The 19,081-nt window shown below is 66.4% G+C and carries 18 protein-coding genes; 13 read left to right on the forward strand and 5 right to left on the reverse strand.

Annotated elements, in window-relative coordinates; translation table 11 throughout:
• Positions 1-8: 8 nt before the first annotated feature.
• The 8 genes from OKQ63_RS19100 to OKQ63_RS19135 all read left to right on the forward strand — a co-directional run bounded on the left by OKQ63_RS19100 (position 9) and on the right by OKQ63_RS19135 (position 6,211).
• Positions 9-644, forward strand: coding sequence for a queuosine precursor transporter (locus tag OKQ63_RS19100; protein WP_264211602.1), 636 nt, complete (start codon positions 9-11; stop codon positions 642-644).
• Between the two features lie 258 nt (positions 645-902).
• On the forward strand, positions 903-1,322 hold the full coding sequence (gene arfB, locus OKQ63_RS19105) for an alternative ribosome rescue aminoacyl-tRNA hydrolase ArfB (protein WP_264211603.1): 420 nt from the start codon (positions 903-905) through the stop codon (positions 1,320-1,322).
• A 66-nt stretch (positions 1,323-1,388) separates the two neighbouring features.
• Positions 1,389-2,135, forward strand: a complete 747-nt coding sequence (locus OKQ63_RS19110) for an SDR family oxidoreductase (RefSeq protein WP_264213956.1) — start codon at positions 1,389-1,391, stop codon at positions 2,133-2,135.
• Entirely contained in the window at positions 2,132-2,485 is a 354-nt protein-coding gene (locus tag OKQ63_RS19115) for a cupin domain-containing protein (RefSeq protein ID WP_264211604.1), read from the forward strand. The genes OKQ63_RS19110 and OKQ63_RS19115 overlap by 4 nt, the downstream gene beginning before the upstream one ends.
• 85 nt (positions 2,486-2,570) lie before the next feature.
• Entirely contained in the window at positions 2,571-3,593 is a 1,023-nt protein-coding gene (locus OKQ63_RS19120; protein ID WP_264211605.1) for a P1 family peptidase, read from the forward strand.
• A gap of 110 nt (positions 3,594-3,703) precedes the next feature.
• A complete protein-coding gene (locus OKQ63_RS19125) occupies positions 3,704-4,165 on the forward strand; it encodes a c-type cytochrome (protein WP_264211606.1) in 462 nt (153 codons plus the stop codon).
• Between the two features lie 152 nt (positions 4,166-4,317).
• Complete coding sequence (idi, locus tag OKQ63_RS19130; protein WP_264211607.1) at positions 4,318-4,860, forward strand: isopentenyl-diphosphate Delta-isomerase; 543 nt, start codon at positions 4,318-4,320, stop codon at positions 4,858-4,860.
• 94 nt (positions 4,861-4,954) lie between these two features.
• Entirely contained in the window at positions 4,955-6,211 is a 1,257-nt protein-coding gene (locus OKQ63_RS19135; RefSeq protein ID WP_264211608.1) for a flavin-dependent oxidoreductase, read from the forward strand.
• A gap of 283 nt (positions 6,212-6,494) precedes the next feature.
• On the opposite strand, the gene glpK is transcribed toward OKQ63_RS19135, so the two are convergent.
• From glpK to panB, 3 genes are all read right to left on the reverse strand, one after another.
• Positions 6,495-7,985, reverse strand: a complete 1,491-nt coding sequence (gene glpK, locus OKQ63_RS19140) for a glycerol kinase GlpK (protein ID WP_264211609.1) — start codon at positions 7,983-7,985, stop codon at positions 6,495-6,497.
• 67 nt (positions 7,986-8,052) lie between these two features.
• Positions 8,053-8,913, reverse strand: a complete 861-nt coding sequence (panC, locus tag OKQ63_RS19145) for a pantoate--beta-alanine ligase (RefSeq protein WP_264211610.1) — start codon at positions 8,911-8,913, stop codon at positions 8,053-8,055.
• Positions 8,914-8,921: 8 nt separating this feature from the next.
• Positions 8,922-9,752, reverse strand: a complete 831-nt coding sequence (gene panB / locus OKQ63_RS19150) for a 3-methyl-2-oxobutanoate hydroxymethyltransferase (RefSeq protein ID WP_264211611.1) — start codon at positions 9,750-9,752, stop codon at positions 8,922-8,924.
• Between the two features lie 163 nt (positions 9,753-9,915).
• Here panB and OKQ63_RS19155 point away from each other — a divergent pair, with 163 nt between their 5' ends.
• Entirely contained in the window at positions 9,916-11,394 is a 1,479-nt protein-coding gene (locus OKQ63_RS19155) for an ABC transporter substrate-binding protein (protein ID WP_264211612.1), read from the forward strand.
• 40 nt (positions 11,395-11,434) lie between these two features.
• On the opposite strand, the gene OKQ63_RS19160 is transcribed toward OKQ63_RS19155, so the two are convergent.
• Entirely contained in the window at positions 11,435-12,553 is a 1,119-nt protein-coding gene (locus OKQ63_RS19160; protein WP_264211613.1) for an acetoin utilization protein AcuC, read from the reverse strand.
• Between the two features lie 215 nt (positions 12,554-12,768).
• Here OKQ63_RS19160 and OKQ63_RS19165 point away from each other — a divergent pair, with 215 nt between their 5' ends.
• From OKQ63_RS19165 to OKQ63_RS19180, 4 genes are read left to right on the forward strand one after another with little or no spacing between them, the layout of a single operon-like run.
• Positions 12,769-13,716: an ABC transporter permease gene (locus OKQ63_RS19165; protein WP_264211614.1), complete on the forward strand. Its 948-nt coding sequence runs from the start codon at positions 12,769-12,771 to the stop codon at positions 13,714-13,716.
• On the forward strand, positions 13,713-14,528 hold the full coding sequence (locus OKQ63_RS19170) for an ABC transporter permease (RefSeq protein WP_264211615.1): 816 nt from the start codon (positions 13,713-13,715) through the stop codon (positions 14,526-14,528). Before OKQ63_RS19165 ends, OKQ63_RS19170 begins: the two co-directional genes overlap by 4 nt.
• Positions 14,525-16,132 carry an ABC transporter ATP-binding protein gene (locus OKQ63_RS19175; protein ID WP_264211616.1) on the forward strand — a complete coding sequence of 536 codons (1,608 nt, stop codon included), beginning with the start codon at positions 14,525-14,527 and terminating at the stop codon, positions 16,130-16,132. The genes OKQ63_RS19170 and OKQ63_RS19175 overlap by 4 nt, the downstream gene beginning before the upstream one ends.
• Positions 16,125-17,576, forward strand: a complete 1,452-nt coding sequence (locus tag OKQ63_RS19180; protein WP_264211617.1) for an aldehyde dehydrogenase family protein — start codon at positions 16,125-16,127, stop codon at positions 17,574-17,576. Before OKQ63_RS19175 ends, OKQ63_RS19180 begins: the two co-directional genes overlap by 8 nt.
• 155 nt (positions 17,577-17,731) lie before the next feature.
• Here the strand turns inward: OKQ63_RS19180 and pncB are convergent, their stop codons facing one another.
• A complete protein-coding gene (pncB, locus tag OKQ63_RS19185; protein WP_264211618.1) occupies positions 17,732-19,021 on the reverse strand; it encodes a nicotinate phosphoribosyltransferase in 1,290 nt (429 codons plus the stop codon).
• Between the last annotated feature and the right edge of the window lie 60 nt (positions 19,022-19,081).

The raw sequence follows: 19,081 nt of genomic DNA on the forward strand, positions 1-19,081 counted from the left end.
TCCGACCCATGACCCGCACGCATATTCCCGGCATCCTTGCCATGGCCGCCGTGGTGCTGGCCTCCAACGTCCTGGTGCAATTCCTGTTCGGCCAGTGGCTGACATGGGGCGCCTTCACCTACCCGGCCGCCTTTCTGGTCACCGATGTGATGAACCGGGTCTACGGCGCCGCCGCTGCGCGCAAGGTGGTGCTGGCCGGGTTCATCACCGGGGTGATCTGCTCGCTGATCGGCACCCGGATCATGCTGCAGGGCGACGGCTTCACCTATCCGGCCGTCACCCTGCGGATTGCGCTTGGCTCCGGCCTGGCCTTCCTGACGGCACAGATGCTGGATATCGCGGTCTTTGCCGCCCTGCGCGAGGGAAAATGGTGGCGTGCGCCGCTGGCCTCCACCCTGATCGGCTCTTCGGCGGACACTGCCATCTTCTTTACCGTGGCCTTTTCCGTCTCCCTGCGCGGGCTGGAGCCGGCCAACGACGTCTCCTGGGCGGGAGACATGCTGCCGCTGATCGGACAGGGGCCGGTTGTGCCGTATTGGGTTTCCCTGGCATTTGCCGATTGGCTGGTGAAACTGACGCTTGCCCTGGCCGCACTTGTGCCTTTCCGCATCATCGTGCGTAAACTGACCAAAAAGACCACATGATTTTGTTTTGACATTAACCGAATCTGTGGCAGGCTGGGGGCACACGAAACATCAGAAAGGAGGTGCCCATTGTCTAGAGAAGCTATGGAGAGCAGTGCCGGAACAGTTCAGAAGGAGTGCGGCCGAGGCAGCCCTTGGTACGTATAGACCCCTGAATTGGTGCTGACCTAACCGGTGCACCTCCTATCATCTCGAAGGGCTGTTCCCCGCGTGTGGAACAGCCCTTTCGATTTCGTAAAGCGCGTTTCATAAAGAGCCATGATCCGCATCAACGAGCAAATCACCCTGCAGGACTGGGAAATCACCGAGAGCTTCATCCGCGCCTCGGGCCCCGGCGGGCAGAATGTGAACAAGGTGGCGACCGCGGTCGAGCTGCGGTTCGAGGCGGCGCGCTCGCCGGCGCTGGCGCCCGCAGTCAAGAACCGGCTGAAACGGCTGGCGGGCCGCCGCTGGACCAAGGAGGGCGCGATCCTGCTGCAATGCGACGAGACCCGGTCGCAGCAAAGGAACCGCGAGATCGTGCGCGAGCGGCTGGCGGACCTGGTGCGCAAGGCGCTGGTGGCGCCCAAGCGGCGCATCGCCACCAAACCCACCCGCGGGTCCATCAAGCGGCGGCTGGAGGCCAAGAAGCAGCGCGGCGGCCTGAAAGCGACGCGCGGTAAAATCGACCCGGATTGATCCGGCGGATTGCACCCGCGGCCTGACCGGCCCATGCTGGCGCCAGACAACCGGGAGGATCAGATCATGCGGCTGGACGGGAAAACCGCCATCGTGACCGGCGGCGCTTCGGGGTTTGGCGCAGGCATTGCGCGCAAGTTCCTGGCCGAAGGCGCCCGGGTGATGATTGCCGATATCAACGGGGCCGCGGCGCAGGAGATGGCTGCCGGGCTGGGCGGCAGCGTCCTGGCGCAGGCGGTGGATGTTTCCGAGGGTGACTCGGTCGATGCGATGGCCGAGGCCGCGCTGCGGGCCTTCGGGCATCTCGACATCCTGGTCAACAACGCCGGTGTCACCCATCTGCCCGCGCCGCTGGAGGACATCAGCGAAGACGATTTCGACCGGGTGATGCGGGTAAACATGAAATCCGTCTACCTGACCGCCCGCGCCTTGGTTCCGCACATGAAGGCGCGCAAGTCCGGCGCGATCCTGAATGTCGCCTCCACCGCCGGCGTTTCGCCGCGCCCCAGCCTCAACTGGTACAATGCCTCCAAGGGCTGGATGATCACCGCGACCAAGACCATGGCAATCGAACTCGCCCCCCACGGCGTGCGGGTCAACGCGATCAACCCGGTGGCGGGGGAAACCCCGCTGCTGAAATCCTTCATGGGCGAAGATACCCCGGAAATCCGCGCCAAGTTCCTGTCGACCATCCCGATCGGCCGGTTTTCCACGCCTGAGGACATGGGCAACGCCGCCTGCTTCCTGTGCTCGGACGAGGCCGGCATGGTGACCGGCGTTGCAATGGAAGTGGACGGAGGGCGCTGCATATGAAGACCGTGAACCTGGCGGAAAAACTCGGGCACTTCTCCAGCCATTGGGACCCGCATGTGGTGGCGGATTACAATGGCAACGACGTGATGGTGGTGAAGTTCCAGGGCGAGTTCCCGTTTCACCACCACCCGGACACCGATGATTTCTTCCTGGTCCTTGACGGTGAAATGGTGATGGACATCGCAGGCCAGCCGCCGCAAACCGTCCGCGCGGGCGAATTGCTCGTGGTCCCCAAGGGCGCCAGCCACCGCCCCCGCGCCGAACAGGAATGCAAGGTGCTGCTGATCGAACCCAAGGGCGAGCCGAACACCGGCGATCCGGCAACCGCAGCCCCCAAGCCGCGGATATGACGCCAGCGTTTTCACCTTTGCAGAAATACTCCCGCCGGAGGCAGCGCGCGCCAGCGCGCTTCGGCCACGCGAAGGACTGCTTGTTATGATCCCCGGCCCCCGGAATCTGATCACCGACGTGCCCGGCATCCTTGTCGGCAATGCCCAGGATGCCACGCTGAAATCCGGCACAACCGTGCTGACATCAGACAGCCCCTTCACCGCCGCGGTGCATGTGATGGGCGGCGCACCGGGCACCCGGGAGACGGATCTGCTGGCACCGGACAAATCGGTGGCCAGAATCGACGCGCTGGTGCTGTCCGGCGGCTCGGCCTTCGGGCTCGATGCTTGTTCCGGGGTGATGGATGCGCTGCGCGCCAAGGGCCGCGGCTTTCCGGCCGGCCCGGCGCGGGTGCCGCTGGTGCCGGGCGCAATCCTGTTCGATCTGCTGAACGGCGGCCGGAAAGACTGGGAGCAGAACCCCTACCGTGCGCTTGGCCGGGCAGCCTTTGACGGCGCGGCAGAGGCGTTTGCCCTCGGCTCGTCCGGCGCAGGCACCGGTGCCCTGACCGCCATGCTCAAGGGCGGGCTCGGCTCGGCCTCGCTGGTGCTGGACAGCGGCGTGACCGTGGGCGCGCTGGTGGCCGCCAATCCGATGGGCGCCGTCACCACGCCCGGAGAGCGGCACTTCTGGGCCGCCCCGTATGAAATCGGCGGCGAGTACGGCGGTCTCGGCCCCGACCCCTCTGCCGGGCTGGGCCGCAGCCTGGACAGCCGCAAGCTGGCCGCCATGCAGACACTGGGCGGTGCGGCCCTGCCTGCGGAGCACGCCAACACCACCATTGCCATCGTCGCCACCGATGCCGCCCTCACCAAGGCGCAATGCCAGCGCCTGGCCACGGCCGCCCATGACGGCATCGGCCGCGCCATCGTTCCGGCCCATGCACCCGGCGACGGCGACCTGGTGTTTGCCGCCAGCACCGGTGCCCGCGCCCTGGCCCAGCCGGACGCGGGCCTCGGCCCGCTCTGCCATGCCGCCGCCCTGTGCCTGAGCCGCGCCATCGCCCGCGCCGTCTATCACGCCCGGCCGGAACCGGGCGACCTGCTGCCCTGCTGGGCAGCGCCTTGAACGGCCGCAACTTTCCGCCGGGACGTTGATGCGCGTCAAACTGCCGGTTGACACTGCCGGCTATTGGATCATGAGTCACACGTGCCAACTCAGAAACCGGAGCAAGCAACATGAAACCTCTCGTAACCGCCGCCGTTTTCGGCCTCCTCGCCGCCCCCGCCTTTGCCGAAGGCGACCCGGAAGCCGGCGAGAAGGGGTTCAACAAATGCAAATCCTGCCACACCATCACCTCCGATGCCGGTGACGTGATCGTCAAGGGCGGCAAGACCGGCCCCAACCTGTGGGGCTTGGCCGGCCGCACCGCCGGCAGCCTGGAGGATTTCAACTACAGCGACGACCTGGCCGCCGCGGGCGAAGCCGGCCTCACCTGGGACGAAGAGAAATTCGTCGCCTTCACCACCGACCCCAAGAAATTCCTGCAGGCCGAAACCGGCAACGCCAAGGCCAAGTCGAAAATGTCGTTCCGCCTGAAAAAGGGCGGCGAGGACATTTTTGCCTTCCTGGCCAGCCACGGCCCGGCTCCGGCCGGGGACGCCGCCACCGAAGACAGCGCGGAAGCGGTCTCCGAATAACGCCCGGATTGCCGGCAGCACTGCATCAAAGCCGCGGCATTTTCGCCGCGGCTTTTCGCGTAATTGCTTTCGCAGCCTGCAGGCGTTAGCGGTGGGAGCCAGGTCATCGCATTTGCGGCAGGCCGCGCCAGAAAAACCGTCACGGACACAGCATGAGCCACATGATCCCCGCCTGGGTGAACGGCGATTTGACACCGGTGGACAAGCTGGCCGCGCATGAGCGCGGGCTGAAGCACAAGGCGGTCTCCGTCTTTGTGGTGAAAGGCGTGGAAATCCTGATGCAGCGCCGGGCGATGGGCAAGTACCACACCCCCGGCCTCTGGGCGAACACCTGCTGCACCCACCCGATGTGGGAGGAGCAGCCCTCGGCCTGCGCGGTGCGGCGGATGCAGGAGGAGCTGGGAATTACCGGGCTGTACCCGGAATTCCGCCACCACCTGGAATACCGCGCCGACGTCGGCAACGGCTTGGTTGAGCATGAGGCGGTCGACGTCTTTCTGGCCCATGTGCACCGGCCCCTGAAGATCGCCCCCAACCCGGATGAGGTGATGGAAACCCGCTGGGTTGACTACCACGATCTGCTTGCCGAAGTCAGCCGCCACCCCGAACGGTTCACCCCCTGGCTCAAGATCTACCTGCACACCTATGCCGATGTGATTTTCGGACCCGACCTGATCATCGCCGGCCGGGGCTGAACCGGCCCCCCGCCCTTCCGCCTGCCTCCGCATCCAGTTGCTCCAGCCTGCAGGCTGTGGTTATCTGCCCGGAATATTAGGAGGCATGCTTACTATGACCATTCTCATCGCCGGCGGCGGCATTGCCGGCCTGGCACTCGGCCTCACCCTGCATCAGACCGGCGTGCCCTTCCATATCTTCGAGACCGTCCGGAAGCTGAAGCCGCTGGGCGTGGGCATCAACCTGCAGCCCAATGCGGTGCGGGAGCTTCATGACCTGGGACTGGCGCGGGACCTGGATGCCATCGGGGTGAAAACCCGCCAGCTGGGGTTTTACAGCAAGCTGGGCAAACCAATCTGGGAGGAGCCGCGCGGCACCTGGGCGGGCTATGCCTGGCCGCAGTATTCGGTGCACCGGGGCGCCTTGCAGATGATGCTGTTCCGGGCCCTGATGGAACGCGCCGGGCCAAGCTGCCTCAGCACCGGGGCGCGGGTCCTTGGTTTTGAGTCCACCGGCAGCGGCGCGGCGCTGCGGCTGGAGGGCGGACAGCGGATCGAAGGACGGCTGGCGGCGGCGGCCGATGGCATTCACTCCGCCGTGCGCGCGCAGATGGTGCCGGACGAGGGCGCCCCGGTCTGGAACGGCCGCATCCTGTGGCGCGCCACCACCCGCGCGCCGGAATTCAAGGGCGGCGCGGCGATGGCGATGATCGGCCATGACCATCTGCGGCTGGTGGCCTATCCGATCTCGGCGCCCGGCCCCGGCGGGCGGGCGGAAATGAACTGGATTGCGGAGAAGCGTTTTGATCCTTCCGCGGCCTGGCGCAAGGAAGACTGGAACCGGCCCGCGGATATCAGCGAGTTCCTGCCGGATTTCCAAAGCTGGCGGTTCGGCTGGATCGACGTGCCGGCCCTGATCCGCGGGGCGGAGACGGTCTATGAATATCCGATGGTGGACCGCGACCCGCTGACGACCTGGACAGCGGGCAATGTGACGCTGATGGGCGATGCGGCGCATCCGACCTATCCGGTGGGCTCCAACGGGGCGAGCCAGGCCATCGTGGATGCCAGGGTGATCGGGGCGAAGCTGCTGGAGCACGGGCTGAACGCCGGCGCCCTCAGGGCTTACGAAGCTGACGTGCGGCCGCTGACCACCGCCGTGGGTCTCGCCAACCGCGCGGGCGGCGGTCCGGATGCCATCCTGCAGCGGGTCGAAGACCTTTGCGGCGGAGACTTCCGGGACATCGGCCAGGTGCTCCCGCAGGAGGATCTGGCGGCCCATGCCGCCAAGTACAAATCCATCGCCGGTTTTTCCATCAGCGGCCTGAATGCCCGGCCGAGCACCATCCCGCCCGGTGCGCGCATCGGCTGACGGAGCGCTCCCGCGCCTGTGCCGCCGCATCAAAGATGCCGCGGCAAGCCTTGGGCCCGGCGCCGCCCTGCCGGGCGGCGTGCGCATGCGGCCGGCCGCGGGCCAAGGTCCGCCTCAGCCGCCGCACCAGCAGCGCGGTGTTCCTGAACGCGCGGACGGCCGGGCGCATATCCGATGGCTTTTCAGTATGGAGAAGCGCCGCGCGAAGCGCGGCGCCGGGCCCAACTGCGAAGGCACATTCTTTGAATGGGGCTGAACAGGCGGGAGCCGCCCGCCCGCTGTGTCACACTCCGATCACCGCCTGCACCGCGCGCTGCCAGCGGGCATAGGCCGCTTCGCGGACCTCGGGCTGCATCATCGGGGTGAACTGGCGGTCGAGCTTCCAGGTTTCTGCAAACCCCGCCTGATCCGGATAGATCCCGGCCCGCATCCCCGCCAGCCAGGCGGCGCCCAGCGCGGTGGTTTCCTGCATCACCGGGCGGTCAACGGCAGCGCCCAGAAGATCCGAGAGGCTCTGCATCGTCCAGTCGCTGGCGCTCATGCCGCCGTCGACTCGCAGGGTCACAGTGTGGTGGCTGTCGTCCTCCCAGTCGGCGCGCATCGCCTCATAGAGATCGCGGGTCTGGTAGGCGACGCTTTGCAGCGCGGCGCGGGCAAATTCCGCAGGGCCCGAGTTGCGGGTGAGGCCAAAGACCGCCCCCTGGCAATCCGGCTGCCAGTAAGGCGCGCCAAGACCGGTGAAGGCGGGCACCAGGATCACGTCCTGACCCGGATCGGCCCGCAGCGCCAGCTCCCCCGATTGCGAGGCCTGTTCGATGATCCCCAAACCGTCGCGCAGCCATTGCACCGCGGCACCGGCAATGAAAATCGAGCCTTCCAGCGCAAACGCCGGCTTGCCGTCCAGCTGATAGGCAATGGTGGTCAGCATCCGGTTCTTGGACACCACCGGCGCATCGCCGGTGTTCAGAAGGGCAAAACAGCCGGTGCCATAGGTGGATTTCATCATCCCCGGCTGGAAACAGGCCTGGCCGATGGTGGCGGCCTGCTGATCGCCGGCCGCGCCCAGGATCGGGATCGCGCCGCCCAGGATCCGCGGATCGGTCACGCCGAACTCTGCAGCGCTGTCCTTTACCTCCGGCAGCATCTGCTGCGGCACCTCCAGGAGGTCGCTGATGGTGCGGCTCCAGCGGCCCTTGCGGATGTCATACATCAGCGTGCGCGCCGCGTTGGTGGCGTCGGTCGCATGGGACGCGCCGCCCGTGAGGCGCCAGATCAGGAAGGTATCGATGGTGCCGAACAGAAGATCCCCCGTCGCGGCCCGGCTGCGCGCGCCCGGAACGGTGTCGAGGATCCATTTCACCTTGGTGCCGGAGAAATAGGGATCAAGCAGCAGCCCGGTGCGGTCAGTGACCATTTCTTCATGTCCCGCCTTGCGCAGCGCCTCGCAGATGGCGGCGGTGCGGCGGTCCTGCCAGACAATGGCGTTGTGAATGGCTTTGCCGGTGGCCCTGTCCCAGACCACGGTGGTTTCGCGCTGGTTGGTGATGCCGATGCCCGCGATGTCCGAAGCGGAGACATCCAGGTCCGCCATCGCCTTGCGGCAGACGGCTACGGTGGTCTCCCAGATCTCCTCCGGGTCATGCTCGACCCAGCCCGCTTGCGGGTAATGCTGGGTGAATTCCTGCTGCGCGGTGCCCGCGACCCGCATTCCCGCATCAAACAGGATTGCCCGGGTCGACGTGGTGCCCTGATCAATTGCCAGAATATAGGTCATCTGTTGCCCTCCAGTCTCCTCTGACCGGGGACAATAAACGCAAAGGTGCTATCGCTACCAGTCCCTACTAAAAATTTAGTTGTGGAACTTCGATATTGTCGATCAGCCGGACGCCGTCCATCCAGGCGGCGGCCAGCAGACGGGCGGGTTTGGACGGCGTGCCGAGCGCCTGCAGGGTTTCCGCGCAGCGAAGATCAAAGTATTCGACGTCGCCGAAACCGGCCTCCGCCAGCGCCTGCCGCGCGGCCGCTTCCAGCGGCGGCCAAGCCTCCCCGGCCGACGCCTTGGCCGCGGCCTCCCGCATTGCTGCATTCAGGGCAGCGGCCTTTGCCAGCGCGCGCTCCGACAGCAGCAGGTTGCGCGAGGACATGGCAAGCCCCGAAGCCTCGCGCACTGTCTCGCAGCCGATCACCCTGATGGGGATGTCCAGATCCCGTGCCATCCGGGTGACCACCATCAGCTGCTGGTAATCTTTCTGGCCGAAGAACGCCTTGTCCGCACTGGTTTGCAGGAACAGCTTGGCCACAACCGTCGCCACGCCATCGAAATGGCCGGGGCGGAAAGGGCCTTCCATCACCTCGGTGATGCTGCCGCCGACCGAGACATTGGTGGCATAGCCGTCCGGGTAGATCTGGTCCGGGTCCGGGACATAGATCAAATCGACACCGAAGGGCGCAAGCTTGTCCGCGTCCTCGTGCTCGGTGCGGGGATAGTTTGCCAGGTCTTCCGGGCTGTTGAACTGCCTAGGGTTCACGAAGATGGTGACCATCACGCGGTCACAGGCGTCCTTGGCCGCCGCCACCAGCGACAGGTGGCCCGCGTGCAGCGCCCCCATGGTGGGCACCACGGCAATGGTTTCACCGGCGCGGCGCCACTCTGCCGTCTTGGCGCGCAGGTCCGGCAGGCGGCGCAGGATAGGAGCAGTCATATCGGAAGTCATCCTTTGGAGGGCGCCTGATCGGCAAAGACATGTTCCGCCGCCGGGAAGCTGCGGGCGCGTACTTCGGCGGCGTATTCGGCAATGCCGGCCTCGGCCAGCGGGCCAAGATCGGCGTAGCGTTTCACGAATTTCGGCTTGAAGGCGGAGAAGAAGCCCAGCATGTCATCGACCACCAGGATCTGCCCGTCGCAGCCGGCAGAGGCGCCGATGCCGATGGTGGGAATCGCCACCTCGGCGGTGATCTTGTCGGCCAGTTTCTGCGGCACCTTTTCCAGCACCACCGAGAACGCCCCGGCCTCCGCCACCGCACGGGCGTCCGCCAGCACCGCCTCCCCTTGGGTATCGCGGCCCTGCACCTTGTATCCGCCCAGCGTGTTGATCGACTGCGGCGTCAGGCCGATATGCGCCATCACCGGGATGCCGCGCTTGACCAGGAAGCGGATGGTCTCCGCCATCTCGACGCCGCCTTCCAGCTTGACTGCGGCGCAGCCGGTTTCGGCCATCAGCCGGGCAGCATTGCGGAAGGCCTGCTGCGGGCTTTCCTCATAGGAGCCAAACGGCATGTCGATGACCAGCATGGCCTGGCTGAGGCCGCGCGCCACCGCCTGGCCGTGCAGGATCATCATCTCCATCGTCACGCCCAGGGTAGACGTCAGCCCGTGCAGCACCATGCCGACGCTGTCGCCGACCAGGACAAAGTCGCAATGCTTGTCCATCAGCTGCGCCATCGGCGTGGTATAGGCGGTAAGGCTCACCAAAGGCGTGCCGCCCTTGCGGGCCCGGATGTCTTCGGCGTTGGGCGCCTGTTTCTTGGCTGTTGCGCTCATGGTGTCCTGTCCGCGGTTCGAATGGCGCACGGATTACCAATTAACGCGGCGTGCTTCCAGTGCGCGAAATGCCGCCCGCCCTTGATTACGCTTGGGAAACAGGGAAACTCGTTTCCAATAGGCGCCGTTTCCGGCCCGCATATTGTACATGGGGAGTTTTCCAATGGCATTGAGATCACTTGTTCTTGCGGCCGGTTCCGCGCTGGCGCTGGCCGCAGGTAGCGCCTGGGCCAAGGACAGCGCCATCATCGCCCTGCAGCTGGAACCGCCGCATCTGGACCCGACCAGTGCCGCGGCGCAGGCCATCGACTCGGTGGTCTACAGCAATATCTTCGAGGGGCTGACCCGGTTCATGGGCGATGGTTCTGTGGTGCCGGGGCTGGCGGAAAGCTGGGAAATTTCCGAAGACGGCACCGTCTATACCTTCCGCTTGCGCGACGGCGTCACCTTTCACGACGGCAGCGCGATGGATGCGGAAGACGTGAAATTCTCGCTCGACCGCGCCCGCGCCGAAGACAGCACCAACGCGCAGAAGGCGCTGTTCGAGGGGATCATGTCAGTCGATGCGGTGGACCCGCAGACCGTGCGGATCACGCTGGCGGCGCCGAATGGCAGCCTGCTGTTCAACCTCGCCTGGGGCGACGCGGTGATCGTGGCCCCCGAAAGCATTGACGACATCAAGACACACCCTGTCGGCACCGGCGCCTACACGTTCCAGGAATGGGTGCAGGGCGACCGCATCACCCTGGCCCGCAACCCCGATTACTGGGGGGAGCAGCCGGCGCTGGCCTCGGCCACCTTCAAGTTCATCTCGGACCCCACCGCCGCTTTTGCCGCGATGATGGCGGAGGATATCGACGCCTTCGACAACTTCCCGGCGCCGGAAAACCTGCCGCAGTTCGAGGCCGATCCGCGGTTCCAGGTGCTGGTCGGCTCCACCGAGGGCGAGACGATCCTGTCCATCAACAACAAGCAGCCGCCGTTTGACGATATCCGGGTGCGCCAGGCCGTGGCCCATGCCATCGACCGGCAGGCCATCATCGACGGCGCGATGTTCGGCTACGGAACCCCGATCGGCACCCATTTCGCGCCGCATAACCCGGCCTACAAGGATCTGACCGGCACGTCCTCCTATGATCCGGAAAAGGCCAAGGCGCTGCTGGCTGAAGCCGACCTTGCCGAGGGTTTCGAGACCACCCTGCACCTGCCGCCGCCGTCGTACGCCCGCCGCGGCGGCGAGATTGTTGCCGCGCAGCTGGCCGCGGTGGGGATCAAGGCCGAGATTATCAATGTGGAATGGGCGCAATGGCTGGAGACGGTGTTCCGCGGCAAGAATTTCGGCCTGAGCATCGTCAGCCACACCGAGCCGATGGACATCGGCATCTACGGGCGGCCCGATTACTACTTCCAGTACGACAGCAGTGCCTTTCAGGAGCTGATGGCCCGGCTGGACACCACCACTGATCCGGACAGCCGCACCGCGCTGCTGCAGGAGGCGCAGGAGATGCTCGCGGCGGAGTACGTCAACGGCTACCTGTTCCAGCTGGCCAAGCTGGGCGTCGCCAAGGCCGGGCTGCAAGGGCTGTGGGAGAATGCCCCCACCGCCGCCATCGACCTGAGCGCGCTCAGCTGGGCGGAGTAAAGCCTGTTTAAACTTTTTCGCCCGGCCGCCAGGCCGGGCATCACAGCCCCCGTCTTGCCCGCAGATAGGCCACCCGCTCCCGGATCTTGTGCCGCACTTCCCCGCCGCGCGGCTGGTCCCGGAGGGTGGTGAACCAATGTTCTGGCGGATTGCGGCCCATCCGGTGGCCGGTGAACTCCAGCCCGCGCAGAACGCCCTCGCCCGCCGCTGGCAGCCTTGCCGGCACATCGAACCCGTTCAGCGCGGCCCAGACTCCAGTCCAGAGCCGCCCCGCCGACCACGGGTTGTAGCCGCCCCCGCCCAAAACCAGATACCGCGGCGCCATCCCCATCAGCGCCCGCACCACCGCCCAATGGGCGTTGTTGGACAGGTCCAGATGCGGCAGCGGATCTTCTGTCACCGCATCCGCCCCGCATTGCAGCACGATGGCATCCGGCGCAAATGCCGCGACCGCGGGCAGGATCAGTTCCTCGCGGATGAAGGCCATCTCGTCATCGTTGAAGCCGCGCGGCACCGGCAGGTTCAGGGCGGAGCCGCCCGCGTCCGCCTCCAGCCGCCCGGTCTTGGGCCACAGGTTTTCCTCATGCACGGAGATCATCAGCATGTCCGCATCACCGGCAAAGCCATGCTCCACCCCGTCGGCGTGATGCGCGTCGATGTCCACATAGGCGATGCGCCGCGCTCCGTTATGGCGCAGTGACAGCATCGCCAGCACGGGATCGTTCAGATAGCAGAACCCGTTGGCCCGGTCCGGCATCCCGTGATGGGTGCCGCCCGCCGGGTTGTAGACGATGCCGCCCTTTGCCAGCAGCTCCCCTGCGAGGATCGACCCGCCCGCTGCGGTGGCGGGGCGGCGGAAGATTTCCGTAAAAACCGGGTTGGAGATGGTGCCCAGATGATGCCGCGCCCGCACCTCTTCACTCACCGCTTGCGCGGCCTCTGCCGCCTGCAGCGCCGCGACATATTCCGGGGTGTGCCAGGCGGTCAGCGCTGCCGGCTTCGCCCGCGGGGAGTTGACATAGACCTCATCCGGCAGCCAGCCCAGCGCCCGCGACAGGTCCATCACGGTCGAAACCCGCGGCACCCGCAAGGGGTGCGTGCGCCCGTAGGACGACCCGCGGTAGATTTCCGATCCGATGAACAGGGGACGTGCCAGCATGAAACAGTCATAGACGAATTCACCCGTCCTGCGGAAGCCGCCGCCCGGAAACACCCAGAAAGGCCTGTCCGGCCTGCAGGGGCCGTGCGATACCCGCGCAAAGTCCGGTCCTGTCCCCCTCAACCCGCTGGGAACGGGACGGAATTTTGCCCTCATGGGGCGCATTGCCCGCTTCCCTCTGGACCGCGCGGCTGCACGCTCCTAACGTGGCGGCCATGCTGCGTTACACCCTGAAACGCCTCCTGTCGCTGATCCTCAGCCTGGCCGCTGCCTCGCTGGTCATCTTCCTTGTCGTAGAGGTGGCGCCGGGTGATCCCGCCTCCTTCATGCTGGGGGTCAACGCGCAGGCCGATACCGTCGCGGCCCTGCGGGCCGAGCTGGGGCTGGACCAGGGCAAGGCCGCGCGCTACCTCGCTTGGGCCGGGGGGATGCTGAGCGGGGATTTCGGCACCTCCTACACCTACCGCACGCCGGTTGCCGGGATGATCGCCGACCGTCTGTGGGTGTCGCTGCCGCTGGCGATTTACGCGCTGGCGCTGTCGACCCTGATCGCCTTTCCGGCAGGCATCTATGCTGCTGCCCGCCGCGGCAAGCCGGGCGACATGGCGGTGACCGGCGCCACCCAGCTGGGCGTGGCAGTGCCGAATTTCTGGTTTGCGATGATGCTGGTGCTGGTCTTTGCCATCAACCTGCGCTGGTTCGGGGCCGGCGGGTTTCCGGGCTGGGAGGCCGGGCTTTGGGCCGGGCTGCATGCGCTCACCCTGCCCGCCATCGCGCTGGCGCTGCCGCAGGCGGCGATCCTGACCCGGGTGATGCGCTCCTCCCTGCTCGACATCCTGGACGAAGATTTCATCCGCACGGCCCGCGCCAAGGGGCTGACCCGGCGCCAGGCGCTGTGGCGGCACGGGGTGCGCAACGCGCTGATCCCGGTGCTGACGATCATCGGGCTGCAGTTTTCCTTCCTGCTTGCCGGCGCCATCATCATCGAGCAGGTGTTCTACCTGCCCGGCCTCGGGCGGCTGGTGTTCCAGGCGATTTCCGCGCGGGATCTGATCGTGGTGGAATCGGTGGTGATGCTGCTGGTCTTTGCCGTCATCACGGTGAATTTCCTGGTCGATCTGGCCTATGCGCTGGTGGATCCGCGCCTTAGGAGCCGGACATGACCCGCAACCTGCTCATCGGCGGCCTGCTGTCCTCGCTGGTGCTGCTGGCAGCGGCGGTGTCGTTCCTGTGGACGCCCTTCGATCACACCGCGATGAACATCCCCGCCAAGCTGCAGACGCCCAACGCGCAGCACTGGCTGGGCACCGACCATTTCGGGCGCGATCTGGTGTCGATGATCATGGTCGGCGCCCGCACCTCCATCGCGGTGGCGCTGGTGGCGGTCGGCATCGGCATGGGCGCGGGGGTGCCGCTGGGTCTGGCGGCGGCGGCGCGCAAGGGGTCGTGGCTGGATGAGCTGATCATGCGCGGCAATGACCTGATCTTTGCCTTCCCGTCGCTGGTGATTGCCATCCTGATCACCGCGGTGCTGGGGGCCGGCGCCGTGAACGCGATCATCGCCATCGGCATCTTCAACATCCCGGTCTTTGCCCGCGTCACCCGCGGCGCGGCGCTGTCCTGGTGGCAGCGGGAGTTCATCCTGGCCGCCCGCGTAGCGGGCAAGAACGCCGCCCGCATCTCTGCCGAGCATATCCTGCCCAACATCGCGAACCTCTTGATCGTGCAGGGCACCATCCAGTTTTCGCTGGGCATCCTGGCCGAGGCGGGGCTGTCCTATGTCGGGCTTGGCGCCCAGCCGCCGGCCCCCAGCTGGGGCCGGATGCTGGCCGATGCGCAGACCATGGTCAGCTTTGCTCCGCATCTGGCGCTGGTGCCGGGCTGCGCCATCATCCTCACCGTGCTGGGCCTGAACCTGCTGGGCGACGGGCTGCGCGATCATCTGGATCCCAAGCTGAGAGTGGCCCGCGCATGACCCTGCTGGACGTCACCAGCCTGTCGCTCACGATCGGCGCCTTTCCGGTGCTGAAGGATGTCTCCTTTCATATCGGACCCGGCGAGATCGTGGCCGTCACCGGCGAAAGCGGCTCCGGCAAGTCGATGACGGCGCTGGCAGTGATGCAGCTGCTGCCGGATCTGGCAACGTGCAAGGGATACATCACGCTGGACGGCACCCAGCTGCTGGAGCAGAGCGAGGCGCAGATGTGCGCCATCCGCGGCCAGTCCATCGGCATGGTGTTCCAGGAGCCGATGACGGCGCTGAACCCGGTCAAGACCATCGGCGAGCAGGTGATGGAGACCATCCTGATCCACCAGGCGGTGCCGCGCGCCGATGCCGAAGCCCGTGCGCAGGAGATGCTGGAGCGGGTCGGGCTGCCGCCGGACCGGTTCCCCCTGACCCGCTACCCGCACGAGCTGTCGGGCGGCCAGCGCCAGCGGGTGGTGATCGCCATGGCCATCGCCTTGCGCCCGAAACTGCTGATTGCCGATGAGCCGACGACCGCGCTGGACGTGACCACCCAGGCGCAGATCCTCGACCTGCTGCGGGACCTGGTGCAGGACTACGGCATGGGGCTGCTGATCATCACCCATGACCTGGCGGTAGTGGCCAGGCTGGCCGACCGGATCGTGGTGATGCGGCATGGCGAGGTGGTGGAGACTGGTGATACCAGCCGGCTGCTGCGCAACATGCGCCATCCTTATACCCGGATGCTGTTTGCGGCTTCGAACCATCAGGTAGCGCTGCCGGAGCCGCCGCCGCCGGTCCCGCTGCTGGAGGTCAGGGGGGCCATCCGCGACTACCAGACGCCGCGCGACTCGCTGTTCTCCAGACCCGGCACATTCCGCGCCGTCAATGATGTTTCTTTTACCCTGAATCGCGGCGAGCGGCTGGGGCTGGTGGGGGAGTCCGGCTGCGGAAAATCGACCCTGACGCGGGCGATTCTGGGGCTGGAGCCGCTGCAGGGCGGGGACATCCTGCTCGATGGAGCGCCCGTGTCGACCGGGCTCAGCCCGGCAGTCCGGCGCAAGATGCAGGTGGTGTTCCAGGACCCCTACGGCAGCTTCAATCCGCGCCACCGGGTGGAGCGGCTGATTACCGAGCCCTTTCACACGCTGGAGAACCCGCCCGCCGGCAGCGAACGGTCCGATTTGATTGCCGAAACCCTGTCTGCCGTCGGGCTGCAGCCTGACGATGCCGGGAAATACATTCACCAGTTCTCCGGCGGACAGCGCCAGCGCGTCGCCATTGCCCGCGCGCTGATCACCCGGCCCGAGCTGATCATCTTTGACGAGGCGGTTTCTGCTCTCGACGTCTCGGTCCGCGCCCGCATCCTCGACCTGCTGGCGGAGCTGTGCGGCGCCTGCAGCCTGACCTATCTGTTCATCAGCCACGATCTGAGCGTGGTGCGCACCATTACCGACCGCTGCCTGGTGATGCAGAAAGGGGAGATCGTCGAACAGGGCGCAACGGAAGACATCTTTGACAATCCCCGGCACCCCTACACCCGCCAGCTGATCGCCGCCGCCCCCGTGCTGCCCGGTCAGGCGGACCTGGTAAGGAGTTCACAGCATGCATAATCCCCTCTGGTTCGATCCCGCGCTCTGCCTGATCGGCGGCAGCTGGGTGCCCGCCGCAGGCGGCGGAACCCTGCCGCTGGTGAACCCGTCCGACGGCAGCGAGATCTGCCGGATTGCCCGCGGGGGCGCATCCGAGATTGACGCCGCCGTGCAGGCCGCCGGCGCGGCGCTGGACGGGAAATGGGGCGCCATGACGGCACTGGAACGCGGCCGCATCCTGACCCGGATCGGCCAGCTGGTGCTGGAACGGGCCGAGGATCTGGCCGCCTTGGAAGCACTGGATGTGGGCAAGCCGCTGAGCCAGGCCCGCGCCGATGCCCTGGCGCTGGCGCGCTACTGTGAATTTTACGGCGGCGCGGCGGACAAGGTGACAGGCGAAACCATTCCCTATCTCGACGGCTACACCGTCTATACACTGCGCGAACCGCACGGGGTGACGGGCCATATCGTGCCTTGGAACTATCCGATGCAGATCATCGGCCGCTCGGTCGGCGCGGCGCTGGCGATGGGCAATGCCTGCGTGCTGAAGCCGGCCGAGGAAGCCTGTCTGACGGCGCTGGCCTTTGCCCGTATCGCGATCGAGGCCGGGCTGCCGGCCGGGGCGCTGAACGTGGTGCCGGGCCTTGGGGCCGAGGCCGGAGCGGCGCTGGCGGGGCACCCGGGCGTGCAGCATATCTCCTTTACCGGGTCGGTCCGGACCGGGGCGCTGGTGCAGCAGGCAGCAGGCGCCAATGTGGTGCCCGTCACGCTGGAACTGGGCGGCAAATCCCCGCAGCTGGTGTTCGACGATGCCGATCTGGATGCCGCATTGCCGTTCCTGGTGAACGCAGGCATCCAGAATGCCGGCCAGACCTGCTCGGCGTCCTCGCGCATTCTGGTGCAGCGCGGTGTCTACGATGAGGTGAAGCGGCGCATGGCTGCGGCCTACAGGCAGTTGACGGCGGGGCCGGCCACGGAAGATCTGCGCCTGGGTCCGCTGATTTCGGCCCGGCAGAAGCAGATCGTCGAAGGGTTTCTGGACAAGGGGGCGGATCTGCAGCTCGCGGCACAGGGCGAAATCGTCTCTCATGCGCCGCCGGAAGGCGCCTATGTGCGTCCCACCCTGTTTGCCGATGTGCCGCCGGATCATCTGCTGGCGCAGGACGAGATTTTCGGCCCGGTTCAGGTGCTGATTCCGTTCAGCACCGAGGAAGACGCCCTGCGGATTGCAAATGCCACCGACTACGGGCTGGTCGCCAGCGTCTGGACCCGCGACGGCGGCCGCCAGATGCGGCTGGCGAAAAAGCTGCGCGCAGGCCAGGTCTTCGTCAACAACTACGGGGCCGGCGGCGGCGCGGAGCTGCCCTTTGGCGGTGTCGGAAAATCCGGTCACGGGAGGGAAAAAGGCTTTGAAGCGCTCTACGGGTTCTCGCAGCTGAAGACCGTCGCGGCGCATCACGGCTAGGTCCGTCAGACGCAAGAGGTATTGCGCTGTGCCTTGCACATCGCCAGGGGGCAGGCCGCGCCTTCGGCGCGGCCTGCCGGGCCCAAGGGGCGCCCGTGCTTTTCAAAGCAGGGGCAACGCGCGGGAGCGGCCCGGCAATTCGCCGGAACAGGGCCTCAGACGATGACGTCCTGCCGTTCCTGTTCGCCCACGTCGAACACCCGTTTGTAGCGCGCGATTTCATCCGCCGGGCCCATTGCCTTTTCCGGGTTGTCCGACAATTTCACGGTGGGCCGGCCGTTGGCGGACACGGCCTTGCAGACCAGCGAGAACGGCGCCAGCGCGTCATCCGGCACCAGCCCGCGGAAATCATTGGTGAGCAGGGTGCCCCAGCCGAACGAGACCTTGGTACGGCCGGAAAACTGCGCATGGAGATCCTGGATCTGCTGCACATCGAGGCCGTCGGAGAAGATCACCCGCTTGTCCGCCGGATCCTCGCCGCGCTGCTTCCACCAGTCGATCGCCACCTCGGCGCCCTTGACCGGGTCGCCGCTGTCGATGCGGATGCCGGTCCAGCGCGCCAGCCAGTCCGGCGCGCGGTCCAGAAACCCCTTGGTGCCATAGGTGTCCGGCAGGATGATGCGCAGATTGCCCTCATGCTCGTCGTGCCAGTCGGACAGAACGTCATAAGGCGCCTGCGCCAGTTCCGCATCGCTGCCGGCCAGCGCCGAGTAGACCATCGGCAGCTCATGCGCGTTGGTGCCGATCGCCTCCACCTCACGGCGCATGGCGATGAGGCAGTTGGAGGTGCCGGTGAATTTGTCCCCCAGCCCCTCGAGCATCGCCTGCACACACCAGTCCTGCCACAGGAAGGAATGGCGGCGGCGGGTACCGAAATCGGCGATCGTCAGGCCGCCGATTTCGCGCAGGCGCTCGATCTTCTCCCAGACCTTCGTCATCGCGCGGGCATAGAGCACCTGCAATTCGAACCGGCCCATGCTGTTGATCACCGCGCGGCTGCGCAGCTCCATCAGCACCGCGAGCGCCGGGATTTCCCACAGCATGACCTCGTGCCATTTGCCTTCGAAGGTCAGCTCGTACTGGTCGCCCTTGCGCTCCAGGTGATAGGGCGGCAGGCGCAGGCCTTCGAACCACTCCATGAAATCCGGGCGGAACATCTGCCGCTTGCCATAGAAGGTATTGCCGCGCAGCCAGGTGCTCTCGCCGCGGCTGAGCGACAGCGAGCGGATGTGATCTAGCTGCTCGCGCAGCTCGCCCTCGTCGATCAGCCGGGCCAGCGGCACATGCGCGGAACGGTTGATCAGCGAGAAGGTCACGGTGGTGTCCGGCTTGTTGCGGAACACCGACTGGCACATCAGAAGCTTGTAGAAATCCGTGTCGATCAGGGACCGGATGATCGGATCAATCTTCCATTTGTGATTGTATACGCGGGTTGCGATATCCACCGGCGGCCTCGTGCATCAGGGTCACCGATTGATAGGACAGCCGGCCGGCAGGGGCAAAGG

Source organism: Leisingera thetidis (genome assembly GCF_025857195.1).
Lineage (GTDB): Bacteria > Pseudomonadota > Alphaproteobacteria > Rhodobacterales > Rhodobacteraceae > Leisingera > Leisingera thetidis.